This window comes from Sorangium sp. So ce394 (assembly GCF_051474665.1).
In the GTDB taxonomy this organism is placed as follows: Bacteria; Myxococcota_A; Polyangia; order Polyangiales; family Polyangiaceae; genus Sorangium; species Sorangium cellulosum_D.
Genome location: NZ_CP150339.1, coordinates 11,009,626 through 11,030,918, shown reverse-complemented (window position 1 = coordinate 11,030,918; position 21,293 = coordinate 11,009,626). Strand labels below are relative to the sequence as shown.

Annotated in this window: 16 protein-coding genes; 9 read left to right on the top strand and 7 right to left on the bottom strand. The window is 70.1% G+C overall.

The genetic code is table 11. The features are described from left to right. The first annotated feature begins 5 nt into the window (after window positions 1-5). Entirely contained in the window at window positions 6-365 is a 360-nt protein-coding gene (gene rplT / locus WMF33_RS40710) for a 50S ribosomal protein L20 (RefSeq protein WP_020740308.1), read from the top strand. A gap of 1,417 nt (window positions 366-1,782) precedes the next feature. Beyond that, window positions 1,783-3,267: a sigma-70 family RNA polymerase sigma factor gene (locus WMF33_RS40705; protein WP_187345762.1), complete on the top strand. Its 1,485-nt coding sequence runs from the start codon at window positions 1,783-1,785 to the stop codon at window positions 3,265-3,267. Between the two features lie 163 nt (window positions 3,268-3,430). Here WMF33_RS40705 and dacB read toward each other — a convergent pair whose 3' ends face one another. Continuing rightward, entirely contained in the window at window positions 3,431-5,005 is a 1,575-nt protein-coding gene (gene dacB / locus WMF33_RS40700; protein ID WP_437333649.1) for a D-alanyl-D-alanine carboxypeptidase/D-alanyl-D-alanine endopeptidase, read from the bottom strand. Between the two features lie 158 nt (window positions 5,006-5,163). On the opposite strand from dacB, the gene WMF33_RS40695 reads away from it, so the two are divergent. Continuing rightward, window positions 5,164-5,679, top strand: a complete 516-nt coding sequence (locus tag WMF33_RS40695) for a hypothetical protein (protein WP_020740305.1) — start codon at window positions 5,164-5,166, stop codon at window positions 5,677-5,679. Next, on the top strand, window positions 5,676-6,149 hold the full coding sequence (locus tag WMF33_RS40690; protein WP_437333648.1) for a hypothetical protein: 474 nt from the start codon (window positions 5,676-5,678) through the stop codon (window positions 6,147-6,149). The genes WMF33_RS40695 and WMF33_RS40690 overlap by 4 nt, the downstream gene beginning before the upstream one ends. Before the next feature lie 33 nt (window positions 6,150-6,182). On the opposite strand, the gene WMF33_RS40685 is transcribed toward WMF33_RS40690, so the two are convergent. Beyond that, window positions 6,183-7,082, bottom strand: a complete 900-nt coding sequence (locus WMF33_RS40685; RefSeq protein ID WP_437333647.1) for a fumarylacetoacetate hydrolase family protein — start codon at window positions 7,080-7,082, stop codon at window positions 6,183-6,185. Window positions 7,083-7,529: 447 nt separating this feature from the next. Here WMF33_RS40685 and WMF33_RS40680 point away from each other — a divergent pair, with 447 nt between their 5' ends. Then, window positions 7,530-9,215 (top strand): CTP synthase, encoded by a 1,686-nt coding sequence (locus WMF33_RS40680; protein WP_437333646.1) that lies wholly within the window; start codon window positions 7,530-7,532, stop codon window positions 9,213-9,215. Between the two features lie 164 nt (window positions 9,216-9,379). On the opposite strand, the gene WMF33_RS40675 is transcribed toward WMF33_RS40680, so the two are convergent. After that, window positions 9,380-10,264, bottom strand: a complete 885-nt coding sequence (locus tag WMF33_RS40675; RefSeq protein WP_437333645.1) for an acyl-CoA desaturase — start codon at window positions 10,262-10,264, stop codon at window positions 9,380-9,382. Between the two features lie 222 nt (window positions 10,265-10,486). Then, the gene (locus WMF33_RS40670; RefSeq protein ID WP_061628286.1) at window positions 10,487-11,470 is read right to left on the bottom strand and encodes a diacylglycerol/lipid kinase family protein; all 984 of its coding nucleotides are present in this window, start codon (window positions 11,468-11,470) and stop codon (window positions 10,487-10,489) included. Between the two features lie 95 nt (window positions 11,471-11,565). Here WMF33_RS40670 and WMF33_RS40665 point away from each other — a divergent pair, with 95 nt between their 5' ends. Beyond that, on the top strand, window positions 11,566-12,888 hold the full coding sequence (locus WMF33_RS40665; RefSeq protein ID WP_437333644.1) for a hypothetical protein: 1,323 nt from the start codon (window positions 11,566-11,568) through the stop codon (window positions 12,886-12,888). 36 nt (window positions 12,889-12,924) lie between these two features. Here the strand turns inward: WMF33_RS40665 and WMF33_RS40660 are convergent, their stop codons facing one another. The 3 genes from WMF33_RS40660 to WMF33_RS40650 form a co-directional block, all read right to left on the bottom strand. Continuing rightward, window positions 12,925-14,796, bottom strand: coding sequence for a hypothetical protein (locus WMF33_RS40660; RefSeq protein ID WP_437333643.1), 1,872 nt, complete (start codon window positions 14,794-14,796; stop codon window positions 12,925-12,927). A 68-nt stretch (window positions 14,797-14,864) separates the two neighbouring features. Continuing rightward, a complete protein-coding gene (locus tag WMF33_RS40655) occupies window positions 14,865-15,392 on the bottom strand; it encodes a peroxiredoxin family protein (RefSeq protein ID WP_061628283.1) in 528 nt (175 codons plus the stop codon). Window positions 15,393-15,537: 145 nt separating this feature from the next. Then, on the bottom strand, window positions 15,538-16,008 hold the full coding sequence (locus tag WMF33_RS40650; RefSeq protein ID WP_437333642.1) for a TlpA family protein disulfide reductase: 471 nt from the start codon (window positions 16,006-16,008) through the stop codon (window positions 15,538-15,540). Window positions 16,009-16,481: 473 nt separating this feature from the next. Here WMF33_RS40650 and WMF33_RS40645 point away from each other — a divergent pair, with 473 nt between their 5' ends. The 3 genes from WMF33_RS40645 to WMF33_RS40635 all read left to right on the top strand — a co-directional run bounded on the left by WMF33_RS40645 (window position 16,482) and on the right by WMF33_RS40635 (window position 21,235). Then, window positions 16,482-17,723, top strand: coding sequence for a hypothetical protein (locus tag WMF33_RS40645; protein ID WP_437333641.1), 1,242 nt, complete (start codon window positions 16,482-16,484; stop codon window positions 17,721-17,723). Between the two features lie 159 nt (window positions 17,724-17,882). Beyond that, the gene (locus WMF33_RS40640) at window positions 17,883-18,983 is read left to right on the top strand and encodes a P-loop NTPase (RefSeq protein ID WP_437333640.1); all 1,101 of its coding nucleotides are present in this window, start codon (window positions 17,883-17,885) and stop codon (window positions 18,981-18,983) included. Window positions 18,984-19,111: 128 nt separating this feature from the next. Next, entirely contained in the window at window positions 19,112-21,235 is a 2,124-nt protein-coding gene (locus tag WMF33_RS40635; RefSeq protein WP_437333639.1) for a S1 RNA-binding domain-containing protein, read from the top strand. Window positions 21,236-21,293: the final 58 nt, after the last annotated feature.

Genomic DNA, 21,293 nt, shown 5'->3' with positions numbered 1-21,293 from the left:
CTCCGATGCCGCGTGTAAAAAGAGGGTTCAAGGCCCGTCGCCGTCGCAACCGCGTCCTCAATCAGACCGAGGGCTACTTCCTCGGCCGGAAAAATCGCTTCCGCCAGGCGGTCGAGGTCCTGCGTCACGCCTGGGAGTACGGCTACATCAGCCGCAAGCTCAAGAAGCGGGATTTCCGTCGTCTCTGGATTACTCGGATCAACGCCGCCGCGCGCCTGAATGGCACGACCTACTCCCGCCTCGTCAGCGGGCTCAAGAAGGCGGGCATCGCGCTCGATCGGAAGATCCTGTCCGAGATCGCGATCCACGATCCCGCGTCGTTCGGTGCTGTGGCGAAGCTCGCCGCGCCCTCGTCGGCCAGGTGACGGTCCCGGGCGGTCTGCACGCGCATCCGGCCGCACCTTCCTGAGTCGGTCGAGCCTGCCAGACCGCCCCATCTGGGGCTGAGAATTTCAAGATCGAAGTATTTTTCGCATCAAGCTGCCTGGTGAAGCAGGCTGCTCTGGCCACCGCGCCTGTGGGCATGGAGGTCCAGATCCATCTTCACGGTGAAGGCACGCCGCTCCCCGTCCCTGGCATGAATGGCTCTGCCGTCAGGTGAGGCGAGTCGGCACCGAACGAATGCACAGTGTGCACATCCTGCACGCCGGCTACGCATCTTTGATGGCACCCTATGACCCTGCTGCCAGGGTGAGCTGAGACCCAGCTCCCAGATCTTCAACGGCTCCAGCGTCGCACATCGTCCTCGCGACGGGCCCTTCGCACATGCAAGGCCGGAGGAGCCTAAGGCCGTTCCCGACCCCGCTCCCCCGGGTTACACATAGCTGCGAATTCCGCTGTGCCTGATCCGCCGCTTGGAAATACTAACTTTCCAGGTGGATCTGTCGGGAAAAATAACCTTCTCCGCCTTCGGCTGTCGGGTGAGGGCTCGACATTGGCATCGGGAGGCCCAGGTTCAGGAAACATCGAAGCGCGCTGACAGGACGGCCTCAACGGTCGGGTCCGGCCCTCTAAGGGTCGGAAACGACAGCATATTCCCTTGCCCGTGCCGCGAGGCCGACCCCGCCGGAGCCCATGAGAGGCCGGCGAGCTCGATGTCCTCAAGGAGACAGGTTGCCGATGTTGTTGCGTCCCCGAAAGCGTACCCAGCCATGCAGTTCGGCTCGGTCGCAGCGAAATGTTTCGCTCGACACGACACGGACGGCACCTTCCACTCTACATACCGCACCCAGGGCGAGCTCTCAAACGGGAGAACACGGAACGCACGCCAAAAAAGGCACTGTTCTTGCTTCTGGAGTTGGGCTGCCATCAGGAGCCGGCTCGAGAGCATCACTCTGCAAGAGCAGGTCTGCCTCAGGCGAGAAGAGTTCGACCGGAATCAAAAGAAAGCACCAGCGGTTGCCGGTTTCAACAGGGGCTCCTTCGGTCAGCTCCTGCTCCCTGTTTGGCACGAAATCGTCTCGCTCGCCGTCGAAAGGTGGCGAGGCATTTCAATCTCGCAAGGTCAGCCGTTTAGAAGTGAACGCCGACACAAAGACCAAGATGAGCACGTCGACCGCCCGCCGTCCAGAAACTGCGCGGAGAAACGCCAAGTCCTCTGCTGTAGGTACCTCTGCGCGGCTCGCGGCATCCAAGAGCTCGCAGGGAGCCGAGACCGCATCGGCTCCCCGGCGGGCGGCATCGCAGACCACCGATCCGGGGGTCTCCGATGTCGAAGAATTCGGGGACAGCCAGTCGCCGCGCTCGCACTTTCAAGGAGCTACCACCGTGGAGGGAGCCGCCATGAGGTCGACCAAGAGCAACGCCACTGTAGTGAAGGGCGACCCGCTCGCTCAGGGTGGGACGGCCACGCCGGAAATCGGAGCCCTCAGCCTTCTGGAAGACGACCAGACGGAGGAGACCGTCGTCCGACCCCGCCCGGCGGAGATCCTCGACGAGGATCGGGCGGCTGACTTCATGGATCTGGACCTCGGACCGCTCGATCGGCTGCCGCAGCCCGAGCGGGCGAGGAACCAGGATCGGGAGCTGAAGGATGTCGAGGACGGCGGGGGCGACTCGATGCTCGCCCGTTACTTCCGCGACATGGCGCTGCACCCGGTGATGGGGCCGGACGAGGAGCTCGACACCGCGCGCGCGGTCGAGCGCACCGAGGTGGACCACTGGGTGGCCCTCCTCTCGTACCTGCCTGCGGCCGAGTACATCCTCACCGCGCTCGAGGAGGATGTCGCCAAGGCTGGCGAGGACGAGGTGAAGGCTCCGCAGATCGCGGAGCTGCAGAAGCTCGTCCGCCTGGCGAAGAAGCAGAAGGGCAAGCTCCTGCCCGAGCAGGAGAAGCCGTGGACGCAGCTCTCCGAGGAGCTCGCTGCAGCCGTCCGGCTGCCGGACTCGGATCGCCTCTGGATGGCGCGGGCCTTCACCATCGCGCGCGATCTCGTGCGCGAGCCGGACTTCGAGGACGACGTGAGCGATCCCGAGGAGACGCGTCCCACGCGGCCGAGGCTCCCGATGTCCAGCTCCTACCGTCGGTACCTCGATCGGGTCGAGCGGACCTTCCAGGCGCAGCACGACGCGAAGAACCGCTTCGTGAAGGCCAACCTGCGGCTCGTCGTGTCGATCGCGCGCCGGTACAACCGCGGGCGTCTGCCGCTCATCGACCTGATCCAGGAGGGCAACATCGGGCTGATGAAGGCGGTCGAGCGCTTCGACCACAGCCGCGGCTACCGCTTCTCGACCTACGCGTCCTGGTGGATCAGGCATGCGATCAGCCGCGCGCTCGCCGACAAGGGCCGCGCGGTCCGCATCCCGGTCCACATGCTCGACACGTACAACCGCGTGGCGCGGGCGACGCAGGCGATCATCGCGCGCACGGGGCACGAGCCGACGATCGAGGAGCTCGAGAAGGAGACGGGGGTCCCGCGCGAGAAGCTCGACAAGGTGAAGGACTTCTACGCGGAGACGCCGTTCTCTCTCGACCGTCCGGTCGGCGACGAGGACGGGCGAAAGTTCATCGACTTCCTCCAGGAGGAGAACGCGCTGTCGCCGTTCGATCACCTGGCGAACAGGAAGTGGAGCGACGAGGTCCGACGGCTCCTGACCACCCTCACGCCGATCGAGTCGCGGATCATCCGCTGGCGCTTCGGTCTCGACGATGAGGATGAGCTCACGCTCAAGGAGATCGGCGACAAGTACAACCTGTCCCGCGAGCGCATCCGCCAGCTCCAGGAGCAGGCGCTCGGCAAGATCCGGAAGCAGATGCGCGACTACTGAGCGACGAGCTCAGCAGGTGCGACGATGCGGCCGCGCAGCGCAATGCTGCGCGGCCGCGCTGCTCGAGCCGCCGGATCCCGACCGTCCGTGGGAGCGCGCCGAAGCGAGCGGGGCTCGGGAGCGCGCCTCGGCAGCGACGTGACGGCAGCGGCCGGCCGCGACCTCACGGCGTGCGTGCACCCCGCCAGAGCTCGTCGGCGAGCGCTCCGACGAAGTCGTCGATGGCCCTCCGCACCGGATCAATCTTCCCCGGGACCTCCGCGACCAGGACGGCGAAGGCGATCGGAGATCGGCCGGGCGGCGGGAGGACGTAGCCGGAGAGGGCCACGACCGAGGCGAGCGTCCCCGTCTTGGCCCGGATGGCGCGCTCCTTCGACCACCCGCGGAAGCGGCCGCGCAAGGTCCCGTCCACCCCGCCGATCGCGAGCTGCGCGGTGAAGTCCGCGCCGAGCGCCGGATCGAGGAAGGCGGCGCGGAGCAGCCGCGCGATGGCCGCTGGCGACGCGCGGGCCGCGTCGAACAAGCCGGAGCCGTTCCGCAGGACGACGCCCTCTGCGAAGGCGTCGAGCTCGCCGAGCGTCTCGCCGACCAGCGCCGCCGCAGCCTCGGCCGTGCCGGGGCGTCCGCGCTTCTCGGCGGCGAGCGTCTTGAAGATCGTCTCCGCGTAGAAGTTGTCGCTGTCCTTCCCGAGGGCGGCGAGGAGCTCGCCGAGAGGCGCCGAGCGGTGAGCCACGAGGAGCCGCTTCTGATGCTCGCCGCCGAGCCGCACCTCCCCCGGGACCTCGACGCCCACTTCCTGCAGCATCTCCTTGAGCGTGTACGCAACGAGGAGGCGCGGATCATCGACGCGTCTCGCCACGCTCACCGCGCGGCCGCCCTCCGGGACGTGCCCGCTGAGGTGCGCGACGAGGCGGTGTCCGCTCGGCTCGAGCCGGACGCCGATCCGCTCCGGTGTGTCGCGCTTCGCGGTGGTCACGGCGCCACGGAGCACCACGAAGCCCGGGGGATCGATCGCCACGGAAGCGGGCTGGCCCGCCTTGGATGGCCGCACCGTGAAGAGCAGGGCGTTCGCGTTCAGCGACGCCGCCGCGACGGGGGCACGGAAAGCCGCCCACTCGTCCGGCTGCTGCTCGAAGGCTGGAGGCACGAAGCGCGCGTCGAAGTAGCCCTGGTCGATCGAGATCGCCGCGACCTTGCGGACCCCGGCCGCGCGCAGATCGCGCGCCATCTCCCAGAGATCGCGGGTCCTGAGCGACGGATCTCCCGAACCTCGGAGCACGAGCTCGGCGACGCTTCCGTTCGACGCGTCCCCGTAGAGGCCGGTCAGGTAGCGGTAGCCCGGGCCGAGCAGGCGCAGCGCAGCGGCGGCGGTGAAGAGCTTCGCGTTGGACGCAGGGTTGTACAGTCCGCGCTCGTCGAGGGCGGTGAGGGTCGCTCCGCTCGCGATGTCGAGCGCGAGCACGCCGACCCGCCCCCCCGCGCGCCGCACTTCGGCGGCGAGCTTCTCGACCTGCTCTCGAGCACGCCCAGGGTCGAATTTTTGAGGCCCAAGCGCGCCGAGGGGCGAGCGGGGGGCGCTCGGGTCCCCGGGTACGTCGAGCGTGGGCTTCGCGGTGCGGGTCGAGCGCTCCGCGGGAGCCGCGCCGCCGTCGAGCGGCTGCGAGCCGCTCGGGCGGGCGAGGATCGACGAGAGCACGAGCGCGACCACGGAGAGGGCGCGGCGGGGATGTCGAGGCATGACGGCTCTCCGGCTCTACAATGTCTTCGCCGCGGGCGCCTCCTCCGGTCGACCGCTCGGCGCGGGCTGGGCGATGCTTCTCGGAGTTGTCCTCGCAAAGGAGAGCTTGCTAGGGTGCGCGCAGCACTCCTTCACGCTCTGTTCGAAGGGAGGACACCGTGTCCCAGCAGCATTCGACCCGCGCGCTCTTGCCGCTCATCATCGTCGCGGCGGCGGCATGCTCCGGCGCCAAGCCCAAGCAGGCAGGGGAAGACTACAACTTCGACCAGACATATACCGGCGAGGCCGCACCGGCCGAGACGGGCAGCTCCGACGCCGCCGAGGCGAGCGCGCCCTCGGACAGCGGCGGCGGGCTCAACGACGACCAGAAGAAGCAGATGGAGATCGCGCTGCGGCGCGGCGGCGACAAGGCGGCGAACTGCGCCGAGGTCGTGCCCAACGCGCCGACCGGCGAGGGCGAGGTCAAGGTCGTGTTCGACGGCCAGAAGGGGCGCGTTACCGACGTGCTGGTCGGACCGCCGTTCGCAGGGACGCCCGCCGAAGCATGCGTCAAGCGCGCCTTCGTCGGAGAGATCGTGCTGCCGTTCGAAGGCGAGCCGCTCGAGGTCCCCTACACGGTGAAGCTGCCGTCGAAGAAGGCCGGCTCCGCACCGTCCAGCAAGAAGGCCCCATGAAGAGCGTCGCGCTCGCCGTCGCCGCTGCGCTCGCGCTCTCCGCGGCTTCCGCCGGCGCGGAGGAGCCAGCGTCGCCTCCGCGGTACCCGCCGTCGTCGGCGCGCGCGAAGGTCATCGTCGGCGGCGTGGCCGTGACGGCGCTCTCCTATGGTGCGGCGTTCCTGGCCGCGACCTCGTGGCCCGAGGTGCCCGGGTCGAGCGAGCTGAAGATCCCGATCGCGGGCCCCTGGATGGCGCTCGCCAAGAACGGCTGCGCTTCGGATGATCCGGACTGTGGAGCGAAGCTGTACCTGCGCGGGGCGCTCACCATCGTCGGTGGGCTCGCGCAGCTCGCTGGCCTCGGCCTCGTCGCCGAGGGCATCTTCATGACCACGGAGGCGCGCTCTGCGCAGCCCGCGGCGATCACGGTGCGGCCGGCTCCGGTGATCACCGCGACCGGCATGGGAGCCGGCGTCGTCGGCACGTTCTGATCCACCGAGGACCTCGGCGATGCGCCGGCGCGCTCACCCGCGGCGCCACGGCAACGGGGCAGGGCCTCGGACCGGTTTGCCCCTCAGCCGTCCGATGCGCTCGATCATCAGCTCCACGCTGGCTCCGTACGGTACGCGCTGGCCGGCGCTCCCGCCGAAGACCCGGCCTGCTCCGACCACGTCGCCTGCGCGCAGCTCGATGTGGTTGCTGATGTACGCGACGGATTCGGCCAGCGAGAAGGTCCACTCGCCGATGCGAGAGCAGGGGCGCGACGCGGCGCCGACGCGGACCTGGGTCCGCAGCACCTCGACCGGGCCGAGCTCGTCGGGCGTGACCAGAACCGGACCGAGCTGCGTCGCGAAGTCCCTCGCTTCCGACGGCGGAAGCCCGCACGCCAGCGAGCGCGCCTCCAGGCCGCGCGCGGTCCAGTCGTTCAGCACGGTGTACCCCGCGATCGCGCGCTCCACATCGTCCGGCGTGGCGCGCCGCAGATCCTCGCCGAGGAGCGCCGCCAGGTTCAGCTCGTAGTCGGGCTCGTCCTCGAGCGCGGGGAAGGGGATCGCCGCATCGTGCCCGAGCAGCGCGCGGCTGTTGCCGAACCGATACCAGGGGCGCTCCGCGCCGTGCGCGTAAGGGCCGAGCTGGATGTACGCCGCGCGATCCGTGGCGCAGGGCGGCAGCCAGAGGACGGTGGACGGGTGCAGCTCCGTCGACGAGGGGCGATCTCCGCTGAGGAGCCGATCGTCCAGCGCGTGGAGACCGGCACCGCGGAGCGCCACCACGCGCGTGTGAAAATCGGACACGCCGCGGATCTCCGCGAGCTTCGTCCCGAAGTGGCGCTCGAGCTCCGCGACGTCGTAGAGCGCGCCGTCCCGTTCCAGCGCGACGATCGGGGTGGACGTCGCGAGCTGGAGCACGTGGGCGATTCTCATGGCGTGGCCAGGCCGCGGAGAGCCGGCGGAGCGTACCATCCCGGTCCGCCGACGCCCCGGGCCGACGGAGCCCCCGCGGCCGCGGCCGCGGTCGGGCCCGATCCGGAGGGGGCTCGGCCCTTCTTGGGAGATCGGATTGCCCTTTGCATTGACGAGCTGAGAGAGCGGCCTAGAATGCCGGCGGATTCAGAGCGGCATCACGTCGCGCAGGCTTGCCTCGAGCTCATCCGGTTGCAGACGGGCTCGCACGGCAGGTCAGGTTCTGTTGCCGGCGCGGGATCCCCCTCGCGGGGGATTCCTCTGGCTTCGGTCCTGTTGACGGGGCCGTGCGGCTTGTAAGCCGGGCAAGGTATTTGCCGTGGACAGCCGAACCTCGCGTCGCTCACCTTTGAGCGCCGCCGAGGAACTGGTTACAGGCGCGCACACGGCGCAGCGGAGCGATGGGTCATGAGCAAGCGGACCAAATTCGTCTTCGTCACAGGCGGAGTCGTATCGTCGATCGGCAAGGGACTGGCTGCGGCCTCGATCGGGGCGCTGATGGAGTCCCGTGGGTTGAAGGTCACCCACCTCAAGCTGGACCCGTACATCAATGTCGATCCCGGCACGATGTCGCCCTACCAGCACGGCGAGGTCTTCGTCACGGACGACGGCGCAGAGACCGACCTCGATCTGGGGCACTACGAGCGCTTCACGCTCGCCCGGATGACGAGGCAGAACAACTTCACCACGGGCCGCGTCTACGAGGCGGTCATCTCCAAAGAGCGCCGCGGCGAGTACCTCGGGGCGACGGTGCAGGTGATCCCGCACGTCACGGACGAGATCAAGCTCCGCATCCGCTCCGCGGCGGATGGGGCCGACGTGGCGATCGTGGAGGTCGGCGGCACGGTGGGCGACATCGAGTCGCTCCCGTTCATCGAGGCGATCCGCCAGCTCAAGGTGGAGTCGGGCGCGCAGAACGCCATCTCGGTGCACGTCACGCTCGTGCCGTTCATCGCGACGGCGGGCGAGCTGAAGACGAAGCCCACCCAGCACTCGGTCAAGGAGATGCGCGAGATCGGCATCCAGCCGGACATCCTGCTCTGCCGCTGCGATCGGCCGCTCCCGCGCAGCATGAAGGAGAAGATCTCCCTCTTCTCGAACGTCGCCGTCGACTGCGTGATCGCGGCCGTCGACGTCGACTGCATCTACGAGCTCCCGCTGGTCCTCCACGCCGAGGGGATCGACGAGAAGATCACGGAGCTGCTCAACATCTGGGCGAGGCAGCCGGACCTGTCGTCCTGGCAACGCATCGTCGAGCGGTTCAAGAAGCCGTCTCGCGGCATCGTGAAGATCGGCGTCGTCGGTAAGTACGTGCACCTGCGCGACTCCTACAAGTCGCTCCACGAGGCGCTCGTCCACGGCGGGCTCCACAACGACGTGCGGGTCGAGCTCGAGTACATCGACTCCGAGCAGATCGAGGCGCGCGGCGCGCCCGAGGTGCTGTCGAACCTCGACGCGATCCTCGTGCCCGGCGGCTTTGGAGATCGTGGGACCGAGGGGAAGATCGAGGCCATCCGGTTCGCGCGCGAGGAGAAGATCCCGTTCTTCGGGATCTGCCTCGGCATGCAGCTCGCGGTCGTCGAGTTCGCGCGGCACGTCTGCGGCATGGCGGGAGCGAACTCCGTGGAGTTCGATCGGAACGCCCCCTACCCGGTGATCGATCTGATGCCCGACCAGAAGGGGGTCGTCGAGAAGGGCGGGACGATGCGCCTCGGCGCGTACCCGTGCGTGCTGGACAAGGGCTCGGTCGCCGCGGAGGCGTACGGGCAGACGAGCATCAGCGAGCGGCACCGGCACCGCTACGAGGTGGCCAACAAGTACCGCGAGGCGATGGTGCAGAAGGGGCTCGTGCTCTCCGGAACGTCGCCCGATCAGCGGCTCGTCGAGATGATCGAGCTGCGCGAGCACCCGTACTTCGTGGGCTGTCAGTTCCACCCGGAGTTCAAGAGCCGCCCCCACAGCGCGCACCCGCTCTTCGCTCGCTTCGTCCGCGCCGGTCTGGAGCGCCAGCGCGAGCGCAGCAAGGCCGAGAAGCCGAAGCCTGGCGACTCCGCCACCGCTCACAGCCAGCAGGCTGCCTCGTCGGTGAATTAGCTCGCGTCCCACGCCGGAGAGCCGCGATGGATCTCCGGCCGCCGCGCCTCCGCAAATGCGCGGGGACGGCGCTGTTCATCGAGCGGGCTGCCGCGAGCGCTCCCGGCGAAGGCTGACCAGAAGCCTCCGACCGGGAGAGGTCCGATGCCGAGCGGCGCGGGCGATCAGACGTCGCCGAGGCTCGGCCGGCCCAGCGGCGGAGCGTCGAGCGGCTCGACCGGCGCGGCCTGAGGGGCGAGGAGCGGCGAGCGCTCGCCGACCTCCTTGATCAGGTTCCGCTGCAGCACGTGCGCCGGCGCCGTCCTGAGGTCCCAGATCAAGCCGAGCTTCTCCATCCCGCGCAGGATGTAGAAGCTGACGTCGACCTCCCACCAGAAGAAGCCCTGGTTGGCGCTGCTCATGTAGTGGTGGTGGTTGTTGTGCCAGCCCTCGCCGAGCGTGACCAGCGCGAGCCAGAAGTTGTTGCGGCTCGTGTCGGTCGTCGCGTAGCGCCGCGAGCCGAACACGTGCGCGAGCGAGTTGATCGTGAACGTGCCGTGCATGAGGGCGCACGTCGACACGACGTAGCCCCACAGGAAAGCGTCGTAACCGCCCAGCGCGAAGAGCAGCGCCATCATGCCGAGCGGCCCGACCACGTGGTAACGATCCAGCCAGCGGAGCTCAGGGAAGCCCGCGAAGTCAGGGATCCGCTTCAGGTCGAGCTCCTCGTGCTCGCGGCCGAGCCACCAGCCGATGTGCGCGTACCAGAACCCGCGACGGAGCGGGCTGTGAACGTCGCGCTCGGTGTCCGAGTACTTGTGGTGGACGCGGTGCGTGCCCCCCCACCACAGCGGGCCCTTCTGCGTCGCCGTGGTCCCGAGCAGCGCGAGCAGGAACTGGAGGCCACGGCTCGTCTTGTAGCTCCGGTGCGAGAAGTACCGGTGGTAGACCGCCGTGATCGCGAACATCCGGACGAAGTACGTCGCCGCAGCGAGCGCCGCGAGCTTCCACGTGGCGCCTCGGACGATGGCGACCACGGTGCCCACGTGGATCGCAACGATCCCCAGCACGTTGAAGACCTGACCGGAGCTCGGGCCAGGCTTCGGTACGACGACTCGTGTAGGGCTCGATGCAGGGGCTTGCGTGATGGTTTCCAAGGTGCATGGAGCATCGAGCACGCCCGTCACTGGGGTTCACGACACCGGTCATGATTCCGTCACGCAACGCGCCGCCCGGCACCCGGCACCCGGCACCCGGCAGACGGGGCGCTCGTCGCCGGCGAGCGCACGGGCTCAGGGACGCGGGGTCAGGACGTCGATGGCCGGCCCGGCCGAGATCCGGACCTCGCTCGCCCGGAGGGGATCTCCGTCGAGGATGTAGGGGCCGTCGCCGGGCGCTGGCGCGCCGTCGAACCGGACCGTGAAATCGCGGACGAGATCGTCGAAGTGATCCCGACCGCCGATGCGCCGGCCCGCAAGGACGAGCGGGGCGCGCGGACCCAGCTCCCGGGGGGGTAGCGCGCTGGCGACGAGGTGCGGGCGCTCGAGATCCTCACCGGCCCGGTAGGTGACCCGCATGTGGATGCCGAGATCGCGCACCACCGACGAGCAGACGAGCGACCAGGCGCGCGGGGCGAGCCGCCGCCCCTCCACCTCGATCGTGCAGGGCAGCGGTTCGAGCACGCGCCGCGCATAGGAGCCGCCGTAGAACGACTCGATGAACACCCGCGACACGATGCGCGCGGCGGCGCCGTATCCGTCTCCTCCGCGCTCGTAGTAGACGTCGAAGAAGCTGGCCACGAGCCCGGTGCCGAAGATGAAGCCGATGCGCTCCTCGACGCCACCGCCGCGCGTCGTCGCTCGCGCGCGCAAGGTGGGCCGACGGACAACCCCGGGGAGGGCGGCGCCGCTGCGAAGGCCGCGAGCTTCGTGGATGAGCCGCTCGAGGAGCACGGCCGGATCGCCCGTCATGCCCCAGTTGCGCGCGACGGTCGCCACGGTCCCGCCAGGCAGGAGGACGAGGGGCGGCAAGGAGCGCTCGCCGAAGGCGCGGGCGAGCGCCGTGACGCCCGCCATGAAGCTGCCGTCTCCGCCGGAGAGCGCGACCAGATCCGTGCCACGCCGCGCGATCCGGTCGCAGACCTCCGCGAGCTCCGCGACGCTCGAGGTCGGATGGAGCTCCGCAGCGCCAGCGCAGGCGGCCGACATGCGGTCAATGAGCGAGGGCTTCGCCCGGTACCGGCGCGCTGTGGTGTTGACGATGACGTCGATACGCATGGTGCCGGGGCGTGAGCGCCGTATAGAACGGATTCCCCGGGTGGTCGAGCCGAAGGGGCTTCGAGCGCGAACTTCGGCGCGGTAAGAGTCGCCTCATGCACCGCGCGCTCCCTAGGTCGATCCTCGCCGGCCTCCTCTCGCTCGCCGCGGTCGTCGGCTGCGCGAGCTCGGCCTCGATGCGCGCGGCCGAGGCGGGCAGGTTCGACGAGCTGCGCCGCGCGCTCCACGACGAGCTGCGCCGCGGCGCGCTCGACAGCGACGACGCGCGCGCGATCGCCCGCGCGGTCGCGGAGGGGGAGATCGCGCGCGCGACGCCGCCGTCCGGGATCGATCTCCTGCGCGAGCTCCGGACCTGCGCGCGCCCGCTGGAGGACGCGCTCGCCGAGCGCGCCGCGGGCTCGGACGCGGTCGCGACAGCCGCAGCGATGATCCTCCTCGAGGCAGGGCTCACCGAGCCAGAGCGCGCGAAGCTGTACGCAAACGACGCGGCGGCCGGGAGGTCCCCTGACAAGAACGCGGCGCTCCGCGCGCTGGAGGCGCGGGCCTTCGTCGCCGCCGAGGACGGCGCGGCGCGGCGCGCGCGGATGCTCGACGGCGATCAGGAGGTGCGCGTCTCGGCGCTCCGCGCCGCGATCGCGGCGGCGGACCCGAGCGACCGAGGCGCGCTGCTCGAAGCGGCGCGGCTCGACCCGTACCCGCTCGCGCGGACGCTCGCGATCCGCGCCGCCGGTGCGCTCGGCGGTCGAGAGGTCGTGCTGGCGTTGCGCGATCTCTGGACCCTCTCGGATGAACCCGGGCGTGAAGCGATCGCCGAGGCGTGGGCGGCGCCGCGCGCGATCGACGCCGGCGGGCGCGCGCAGCTCCTCTGGGCGATCTCCACCCAGCGCGGCGCGCCCGCGATCGCCGCCGCGCGCGGGCTGGTCCGCGCCGGCGGCGACGGCGCCGGGGAAGCCGTCGCCGTCCTTATCAGCGCGATCCGCACCAGCCAGACGAGGGACCGCGTCTACGCCATCCTCTCCGCGCCGCTCGAGGATGCCGCGGTGCGAGCCGCGCTCCTCGAGGCGCGGGCCGATCCGGATGACGCGGTCGCCTTCGCCGTCCACGCCCGCCACGTCGATGCCCCGCCGCACCTCATCGCAGCGCGCGAGCGCACCGCCGCGACCGCGTGGCTGACGAAGCTCGCCACGGGCACGTCGACCCGCGCGGTGCTCGCGCGGGGCGTCCTCGCCCGCGCGGGCGTCAGGTCCGTCGTGCCGCTCCTGGAGCGCGATCTCCAGTCCCGGGAGATCCCGGTCCGCGAGGCGGCCGGCGTCGGCCTGGTCGATCTCGGCGAGATCCCGCGCGCTGCCCCGCTGGTCGCCGACGCCGATCCCCGGGTCAGGAGCGCGGTGGCCTGCGCGATCCTCGGCGCGTCCTGACCGCCGCCGGTGGCCGCGCGCGGCGCGCTCGTCCGCTCAGAACCTCGAGACGAGCTCGAGCCGCGCGCCCTCGAACGGCGGGAAGGTCCGGCACACGCCGGAGACGCAGCGCAGGCCCCCGCGCCGCTGGCCGACGAAGAGCTGCGCCGTGTCGACGATCTGATCGAGCACCGTCCTCCTCGAGCCGGATTTCCATTGCAGGCCCCCGCTGAAGAAGTGGCAGAGCTCGCCGTCCTTGCCGGGCGCGCAACCAGGTTGAGACGTGTACTCGTAGCCGAAAATTGCTGCCAGGTGGGGCGACCACTGGAGCGCGAGGTAGTTGTCCCCTTCGACCCAGGACGACTCGAAATTCTCCGGCCTGTAGCGGCGGCGGCTGTTGCCCTGCACCTGGACAGAGAACGCGCCAGCGAGGTGCTTCACGATGTCGTAACGGACGTAGCCCTCGCTGTAGAAGGCGCGCTCCGGCTCGGCCTCGTCGGATTGTCGAGCTCCGGCCCACGCGCGCACGTGCGAGCGGCTGCGGTCGAAGTGGAGCTCGGTGCCCGCCGCGACGTCCCACGTGTCGGTGCGGTTCGCGTCGTCTTCGATGCAGCCGTCGCTCGCCTTCTCCGTGAAGCTCACGTAATGACCGACCCAGGCGTACACGGCCAGGCTCCGGTCGAAGCGGTAGTCGACCCGCCCGCGCCCGCCCGTCACGCAGACGTTCGGCGCGCCGATCGGCTCCACGTAGACGGGCTCCGCCGTGGGAGGTTGGTTGTACGCGAGGCCCTTGTACTCGGGCGCGCTGAAGCCAGGGTTCAGCGGGTCGACATCGATGTTGGCCAAGAGCGGCGCGAAGCGGCGATAGTGCTTCCCCTCGAGCGACACGGCGACCGGCCCGCTGCGGGCGTTCGCCGCCGCGTAGATCGCGTAGCCCGGCCGGACGCGCTGGCCCTCTTCCGTTCGGCCCGGCTGGCCGGCCACCTCGACGTACACGTCGCCGTGCTCCGCGATCGAGGGAACGCCGATCGAACCGCTGAACGTGCCGATCTCGCCGCGGAGGAGCGCTCCGTTCGCGGCGAGCTGCACGCCCTTCGCCGCCACCTCCAGGCTTCCGCCGAGCACGGTGTCCTCGACGTAGCTCGGCTGCGCCTCCGCGACATGCGTGACCGGGCGCGGATTCCCCTGCGGGTCCACGGTCGACTCGTACGTGCGCAGGTCGCCTGCGCTGTCCGCGTCGGGGAACCCGAAGAAGAGGGGGGACCCGGAGCCGTGCAGCCGCCTGCCGCTCGCGCTGTCGATGCGCAGCGGGTTCAGCTGCCCAGCGAAGGCCGTGGCCTTGAGCCGGAGCACCGTGAAATCGTGCTCGAGCGCGAGCCTGCCACCTCGGACCGTCGTGTCGATGGCGAGCTCGTCCATCTTGCGCACGCTGAAGACCAGGCCGCGCCCGAGCTGGGCGTAAAAATCACCTACCGTCGCCTCGATGCCTGGCTGCGTGTAGGTTATCCAGAGCTTCGACGGATAGACCGTGTTCCGGTACCGCGAGTGGAGCTCCCGCCTGGCGTCGTTGACCTCGAACAAGACCTCCTCGTCCCGGATCTTCTCCAGCAGGTCGAAGCTGGTCGCCGACGGCGTGCCGACATAGAAGGCGGCATCGATCCGGGCGCCGAGCTGAAGACGCCACCAGCTGATCTGCGCGTCCAGCCGGTCGAGGATCTCGCCGTAGCGGTCGTCGAGGTAGCGCGACGCGTAGCGAGGATCGTCGTTCCGGTTGTCGAAGTGGTACACCGCGGCCGCGGTGTTCACGATGTCGACGGCCATCGGCTGGCCGCCGACGTCCTGGAAATCGACCGCCGCCGCGGAGCCGGCGGCGAGGAGGAGGGACGCCGCGGGCAGACCGGCGACGGCGGCGTGGAGCAGGGAGCGCACCTCGATTTCCTACCACGGACCCACCGCCCGTGGAGCCCGGCGCGGCGCCGAGCGCGAGCCCTCCGCGCCTACGGCTGACCGAGCGCCTTCTCGACATGCTCGGCGAGCAGCGCCTCGTCGCCGGGCTGGTAGCCGCCGCGCTTGTGAAGAATCGAGCCGTCTCGGCCGATGAGCACGGAGAACGGGAGCTCGCGCTTCGGGTTGTACTTGGCGGCAACGGTCGTCTCCTCGTCGAGGAGCACGGGGAAAATCATCTCTCTGTCGTGCGCCGTGCTGCTCACCTGCGCGCGGGACTCCGGCCCATCGAGGGAAACGGCGAGCACGACGAACCCCTTGTCCTTGTGCTTCTTGTAGAGCTCGACGATGTGGGGCATCTCCGCCAAGCACGGATCGCAGGTGGTCGACCAGAAGTCGATCAATACGACGCTCTTGCCGGCATAATCCGAGAGCCTGACGGTCTTGCCGTCCAGGGCGGGGAGCGAGAAGTCCGGCGCAGGGCTCGCCGCCGGGCCTCCGGAGGCGGCGCCGCACGAGGCGGTCGCGAGGCCGAGGACAGTGAACGCCAGCGAGAGCGCGCAGCGGGTAATTCGGTTCATCGAGGGCTTCCGTCGCGGAGGGCCGGCCTGAGCGGCCGACCGGCTTGAGGTCTCAACGTTGCGGACGCCGCGAGCGGCGCCCTGACAGGTTCTCCCGCGGGCGCGCCGAACGGTGGCTCGGCGGCGCGCCCGCGCGGCGGTTCTTTCAGAGCTCGCCGTTCATGATCTTCTCGAATTTCCGCCAGAAACTGCTGTCCTCCGCGGGCACGCCGGAGACGACCTCGATGATGGTCATGTCCTTCGTCCTGACCAGCATGTTCGCCGGGAACGCATCGGCCTGGAAGAGCGCGCCGAGCTTGTACGAAGGGTCGATCGCCGACGGGTACTGCACGTCGTACGTGGTCGTCCAGCGGTACAGGTCGCGCGGCACCGCGGGCTCACCCGGGTTCCTCCCGTCGGCGAGCTGGACTAGGAACTCGCCGCCGAGCGGTTGATACTTCTCGTACAGCCTGGGCAGGACGGACTCCGCCTCGATCTTGCAGGGGCCGCACCACACGGACGAGACGTCGATCAGCAGCACCTTCGGCTTCGGCTCGCCAGCGCCATAGGGCGAGCCCTCGGGAAAGACCTCCTCCCCGGTCGGGTTGTAGAAGTCGGCGAGCTGAATCGGCTGCATCGTATCTTTGTGTTCGGCGGCGTTGGCGTACCCGACGAACTGATAATTCGCGATCACCCGGCCGGGGCTGATCCCATACGGCCCAGCCGGATATTGAGCAGCGTTGGCCGCAGGCTGACCCGTCCCTTCAGGAAAAGGAGGAGCCGGGATGGGATCCTCTTCTCCCCCGCAGCCGACGAGCCCTAGGGCTGCGACGACGCCAAGGCCCATCCAAACGAGAACTGCGTCCATTCGCATGATGCCACCGCCTGAAGTATGGTGTAGGAGTGCTCATTCTTCTGGGCGGCACGGGGGGCGTCAAGGGCAACCTTGTCGCCGCCGCTTCGCTCGGGGGCTCGTTTCCGCAATCTCCGGCCAGGCCCGCCGTGCCTGCCCCGATCCGCGGGTGTTTCCCGCGCTGAGGTCCTATGCAGCAGGTTGTCGCCTCTCACAGCGCCCGTCGGCCCCGTCTCCGTCGTATCCACGCCTTCCTGATGCTGGGCTTGCTGGCGAGCGGGGCGGCCCTCGCGAGCGGCGCCTGCTCGTCGTCGGACGCGCCGCGGGACGAATGCTTCGGAGGCGTCGTCGTCAACGGCGTCTGTGAGGGCAAGTGCAGGCCGGAGCTCTGCCTGGCGGGCAACACCTGCGTCGGAAACCGCTGCGTGCTCGAGTGCAGCAGCCACCTCGAGTGCGCCCCGGGTCTCCAGGACTGTGTGCCCGCCGTGGAAGACGACACGGAAGCCAAGATTTCCGTTTGTAGGCCGAACGGGAAAATGGTGGGCTTTGGGGCGCCGTGTCCGTTCGGTTTCGAATGCGGGCACTTCGGGCGCTGCCCCGACGACACACCGTGCAACCCGATGCAGTGCAACGGCAATCCCGGCGAGTGCCAGCGCGACGCCGCGGCGTGCGGCGACAACCCCGCCTGCACCGCCGGCAAGTGCAGCGACGGCAGCTACTGTTTCATCCCGACCTGCGCTCCCGACCAGTGCTCTTCGCTCGGCCTGGAGTGCCTCGGCAAGGGAGAGGGCGACGCCGAGGCGTACTGCACGCAGCCGCATTGCGAGAGCGACGCCGACTGCCCCGGCGGCTTCGAGTGCGCCGTGACCCGCGATCCTCACGCGATCTGCGGCACCGACAAGGGGAATAGCAGCTTCTGCGGCGAGACCGACGAGGAGTGCATCGACCCCTCCACGTTCGGCGAAGGCAACACCTACGAGGAGGGCTCGCTCTGCCTGTTGCGAAAGACGTGCGTCAAGCGCACGCAGTGCGCGCCGTGCAGCTCCGATGTCGACTGCTCGCTCGTCCTGGGGCAGCGCTGCGTCACGATCGGCGGCGAGAGCCGGTGCGCCAGGTCGTGCAGCGAGGACTCCGACTGCGACCTCGACTACAGGTGCGACGGCGACGTGTGCAAGCCGCGGTTCGACCGCTGCGTCGGCGATCCCGGCGGCTTCTGCCATCCGTGCCGCAACGACACCGACTGCGGCGACGCGGACTCCACGATGGAGTGCACCACCACGCTGCGCGGCCAGCGGGCGTGCCTCGACGCGGCGCTCCCCATCCGGTGCACCGAGGAGAACGCGGCCGAGGTCTGCCCGAAGTCGCCCAGCGGGCTCTCCGGCGCGTGCGTGTGCATCGAGGCGAACGGGAGCGGGGAGTGCGTGGACTCGCGGTGCTACCTGCCGTCGCGCCGGCTCGACCCGAGCGACCCGCAGTCCGTGGTCACCTCCTGCTGGTGACGGGGCCGGCCGGCCGGGCGCGGGGCGGCCGGTGCGCCGCCCGGCCAGGCCGCCCGGCCAGGTGAAGGCGAGGCGAAGGCGAGGCGAAATCGAACGGCCGCGAGCGTGGCGCGCTCGCCGGTTGACGGGAATCCGGAGCGGTCCTAACTCCTTCGCCCCATGCCCATCACGAAGGATGCCGCGCTCGCCGCGCTGGCAAAGGTCATCGCGCCGGATCTCCAGCGCCCGCTCACAGACCTCGGGCGCGTCCGGGAGCTCTCGATCGAGGGCGAGGCCGTCTCGCTCACGGTCGAGCTGACCAGCCACTTCAAGCAGCGGCTCGCCGCGGAGATCGAGGCGGCGCTGAAGGGCGCCGGCGCGAAGGACGTCCGGATCGCGTGGGACGTCGCCGTCCCGCAGCGCACCATCCTCCCGGACGACCCGTCGCCGGGCGTGCGCAACATCGTCCTCGTGATGAGCGGCAAGGGCGGCGTCGGCAAGAGCACGGTCGCCGCCAACCTGACGCTGGCGCTGAGCCGCGAGGGGGCCAAGGTCGGCCTGCTCGACGCGGACATGTACGGGCCGAGCGTCCCGACCATGCTCGGCGTGATGGGCCGCCCGACCTCCGCCGACGGCCAGAAATTCCTGCCGCTCGAGCGCTTCGGCGTGAAGCTCATGTCGATCGGCTTCCTCCTGGAGGATCCGAGGTCAGCCGTCGTCTGGCGCGGCCCGATGCTTCAGAACGCGCTGCTCCAGTTCATGCGCGATGTGGAGTGGGGTGAGCTCGATTACTTGGTGCTGGATCTGCCGCCCGGGACCGGTGACATCGCGCTGACGATCTCCCAGAAAATGAGGACCACGGGCGCGATCGTCGTGACGACGCCGCAGGAGGTGGCCCTCCAGGACGTGTACAAATCGGTTTCCATGGCCCAGAAGGTCGGGATCGCCCTGCTCGGCGTGGTCGAGAACGAGAGCTACTTCGTGTGCGACGGGTGCAGCAAGCGGCACGAGCTCTTCGGGGCCGGCGGCGGGCAGAAGATCGCCGAGTTCGCCGAGGCGCCGCTGCTCGGCCAGATCCCGATGGACCCCGCCATCCGGGAGTGGGGCGACGCCGGCACGCCGGTCGTTCAGGCCGCCCCGGCCAGCCCGATCGCGCGCGCGTTCCTGGATGTGGCGGAGCGGCTGGCCGGCCAGATCAGCGCCCACAACCTCGCGAGCGGGGGTGGCCTGCGCATCGACCGGAGCGGGGGGACGAACAAGCACCTGCCCATCATGCGGTAGGCTCTCGCGTAAACGTCCCGGGTACGTTATGGTTCCGGCCCCTTCCCCCCAATTGAACCGAGGGGGCCGCTGGAGAGAACGCGAGCACGTTTCGCCCCCATCGGCATGCGTTGTCGCGCGAGGCGCGGATGAATACCCACGAAAATACCACCACGCCGGCGGACGCGCCGGAAGCTCCGGCCGACCAGGGCGGCACGCTCGAGGCGTCGAACGCGGCGTCCGAGCAAGCAACCCAGGCTCATGAAGCGGGGTCCACCACCCCGTCCGAGGCGAGCGGCGCGTCCGGCGGAGAAACCTCGCCGCAGGCGAGCTCGACCCAGCCCGAGGCAGCACCGGCCGCGGCGGCACCCGCCGCCCAGGCGAGCGCTGCCGACGACGACGACTGGGAAGAGCAGCCCGGCGACGACATCGGCAACCGCGTCCCCGGCCTGCCGCGGGATGATATCGGCAACCGCAAGCCGGGGGCCCCCCAGGGCCAGGGCAGGCGGGGCGCTCCGGCGGGCGGGAAGCCCGCGCAGGGCGGGAAGCCCGCGCAAGGCGCGAAACCCGCGCAAGGCGCGAAACCCGCGCAAGGCGCGAAGCCCGCGCCGGCGGGAGAAGCGGGCGCGGCCGCACTGGCGGAGGGGGGCGCTGGAAAGAAGCGCCGCCGCCGCCGCCGCCGCAAGGGCGCGGAGGAGGCCGGTCCGCCGGGCGCCGAGGCGGCCGAGGCGGCCGAGGCCAGCGACGCCGAGGCCAGCGACGCCGAGGCCAGCGACGCCGAGGCGGCCGATGCCGGCGATGAGGAAGGCGAGGAGGAGCAGGCGGCCGACGAGGCGGGGGGGCAGCCCCAGCCCGGCGGCGAGAAGCGCAAGCGGCGCAAGGGGCAGGGAGCGCCGCCGCCGCGCGAGCGCCCCGCCTTCAGCATCGGCGAGGAGGTGTTCGGCAAGGTCAGCAAGATCACTGACCACGCCATCTGGATCGACATCGCCGGGAAGGCCACGGGGCTCTTCGACCGTCGCGAGATCCTCGATGAAGAGCCGCCCGTCGATGGCGATCAGTTCATCGCGACGGTGGCGAGCACCGGCGTGCGCGGGGGCATGCTGCTCCTGTCGAGGGCACCGGTGCAGCTCGATCAGGCGCGGGCGCGCGCCGAGGCCGCGCTCCAGAGCGGCGAGCCGATCGAAGGGTTCGTGACCGGGGCGGTGAAGGGCGGGCTCGAGGTCGACCTCGGCGGCCTCCGCGCCTTCGCGCCGGCGTCGCACGTCGATCTGCGCCACGGCGCCGACCTCAACTACCTCGTGGGGCAGCGGCTCGATTTCATCGTGACGCAGTTCGCGAAGAAGGGGCGCGACATCGTCGTGTCCCGCCGCAAGATGCTCGAGGAGGAGACCCGGAGGGCGCGCACCGAGGCGCTCACGTCGATCGAGCCCGGCTCGCTGCACAAGGGCGTGGTGCGCAAGGTCGTCGCGTGGGGCGTGTTCGTCGCGCTCCCCGACGCCGGCGGCGTCGAGGGGCTGGTCCACATGAGCGAGGCGAGCCACGACCGCGGCGCCAAGCTGGCCGACCTGTTCAAGCCGGGCGCGGAGATCGACGTGAAGGTCCTGCGCGTCGACGACAAGGGCAAGCTCTGGCTGAGCCGCAAGGCCGCCACCGTCGATCCTTGGGACGCGGTGAAGGACAAGTACGCGGTCGGCTCGCGCCACAAGGGGAAGATCGCCCGCTTGCAGCCGTTCGGTGCGTTCGTCGAGCTCGAGCCGGGCATCGATGGGCTCATCCACACGGCCGACCTCTCGATGAAGCCGATCCAGCACCCGAGCGAGGTGGTGACGGTCGGCGACGATGTCGACGTGGTCGTCGCGAGCTGCGACCCGGCGGGCCGGCGAATCGGTCTCCACCCCGCCCCGCCCGAGGGCGAGGAGAGCGAGCCGCGCCAGCGCGTGCAGCAGGGCAGGGCGGTGAAGGTGGCCGTCACGCAGGTGACCGAAGGGGGGCTCGTCGTCCGGGTGCTCGGCACGACGGGGCGAGCGGCCCGCGGCTTCATCCCGGCCGGTCACACCGGCACGCAGCGCGGCACCGACCTGCGCAAGGAGTTCCCCATCGGGACCCAGTTCGACGCGAAGGTCATCGAGGTGGATCCGCGCCGGGGAGAGGCCAAGCTGTCGATCCGCGCCCTCAAGGAAGACGCCGAGAAGCAGGCGTACCAGCAGTACCGCGCGGGCGTCGCGCGCGAGGCCAAGTTCGGCACCTTCGCCGACCTCATGAAGAAGAGCTGATCCCGGGAGGCGCGCGCCGCCTGCGCGGCCGCGCCCCCGCCACCCTCCGGTCGCTGCG

Excerpts from the sequence above, each read along its gene's own strand:
- rplT (WP_020740308.1), top strand. The coding sequence starts at position 6 with ATGCCGCGTGTAAAAAGAGGGTTCAAGGCCCGTCGCCGTCGCAACCGC.
- WMF33_RS40705 (WP_187345762.1), top strand. The coding sequence starts at position 1,783 with ATGAGGTCGACCAAGAGCAACGCCACTGTAGTGAAGGGCGACCCGCTC.
- dacB (WP_437333649.1), bottom strand. The coding sequence starts at position 5,005 with ATGCCTCGACATCCCCGCCGCGCCCTCTCCGTGGTCGCGCTCGTGCTC.
- WMF33_RS40690 (WP_437333648.1), top strand. The coding sequence starts at position 5,676 with ATGAAGAGCGTCGCGCTCGCCGTCGCCGCTGCGCTCGCGCTCTCCGCG.
- WMF33_RS40685 (WP_437333647.1), bottom strand. The coding sequence starts at position 7,082 with ATGAGAATCGCCCACGTGCTCCAGCTCGCGACGTCCACCCCGATCGTC.
- WMF33_RS40680 (WP_437333646.1), top strand. The coding sequence starts at position 7,530 with ATGAGCAAGCGGACCAAATTCGTCTTCGTCACAGGCGGAGTCGTATCG.
- WMF33_RS40670 (WP_061628286.1), bottom strand. The coding sequence starts at position 11,470 with ATGCGTATCGACGTCATCGTCAACACCACAGCGCGCCGGTACCGGGCG.
- WMF33_RS40665 (WP_437333644.1), top strand. The coding sequence starts at position 11,566 with ATGCACCGCGCGCTCCCTAGGTCGATCCTCGCCGGCCTCCTCTCGCTC.
- WMF33_RS40655 (WP_061628283.1), bottom strand. The coding sequence starts at position 15,392 with ATGAACCGAATTACCCGCTGCGCGCTCTCGCTGGCGTTCACTGTCCTC.
- WMF33_RS40650 (WP_437333642.1), bottom strand. The coding sequence starts at position 16,008 with ATGCAGCCGATTCAGCTCGCCGACTTCTACAACCCGACCGGGGAGGAG.
- WMF33_RS40645 (WP_437333641.1), top strand. The coding sequence starts at position 16,482 with ATGCTGGGCTTGCTGGCGAGCGGGGCGGCCCTCGCGAGCGGCGCCTGC.
- WMF33_RS40640 (WP_437333640.1), top strand. The coding sequence starts at position 17,883 with ATGCCCATCACGAAGGATGCCGCGCTCGCCGCGCTGGCAAAGGTCATC.
- WMF33_RS40635 (WP_437333639.1), top strand. The coding sequence starts at position 19,112 with ATGAATACCCACGAAAATACCACCACGCCGGCGGACGCGCCGGAAGCT.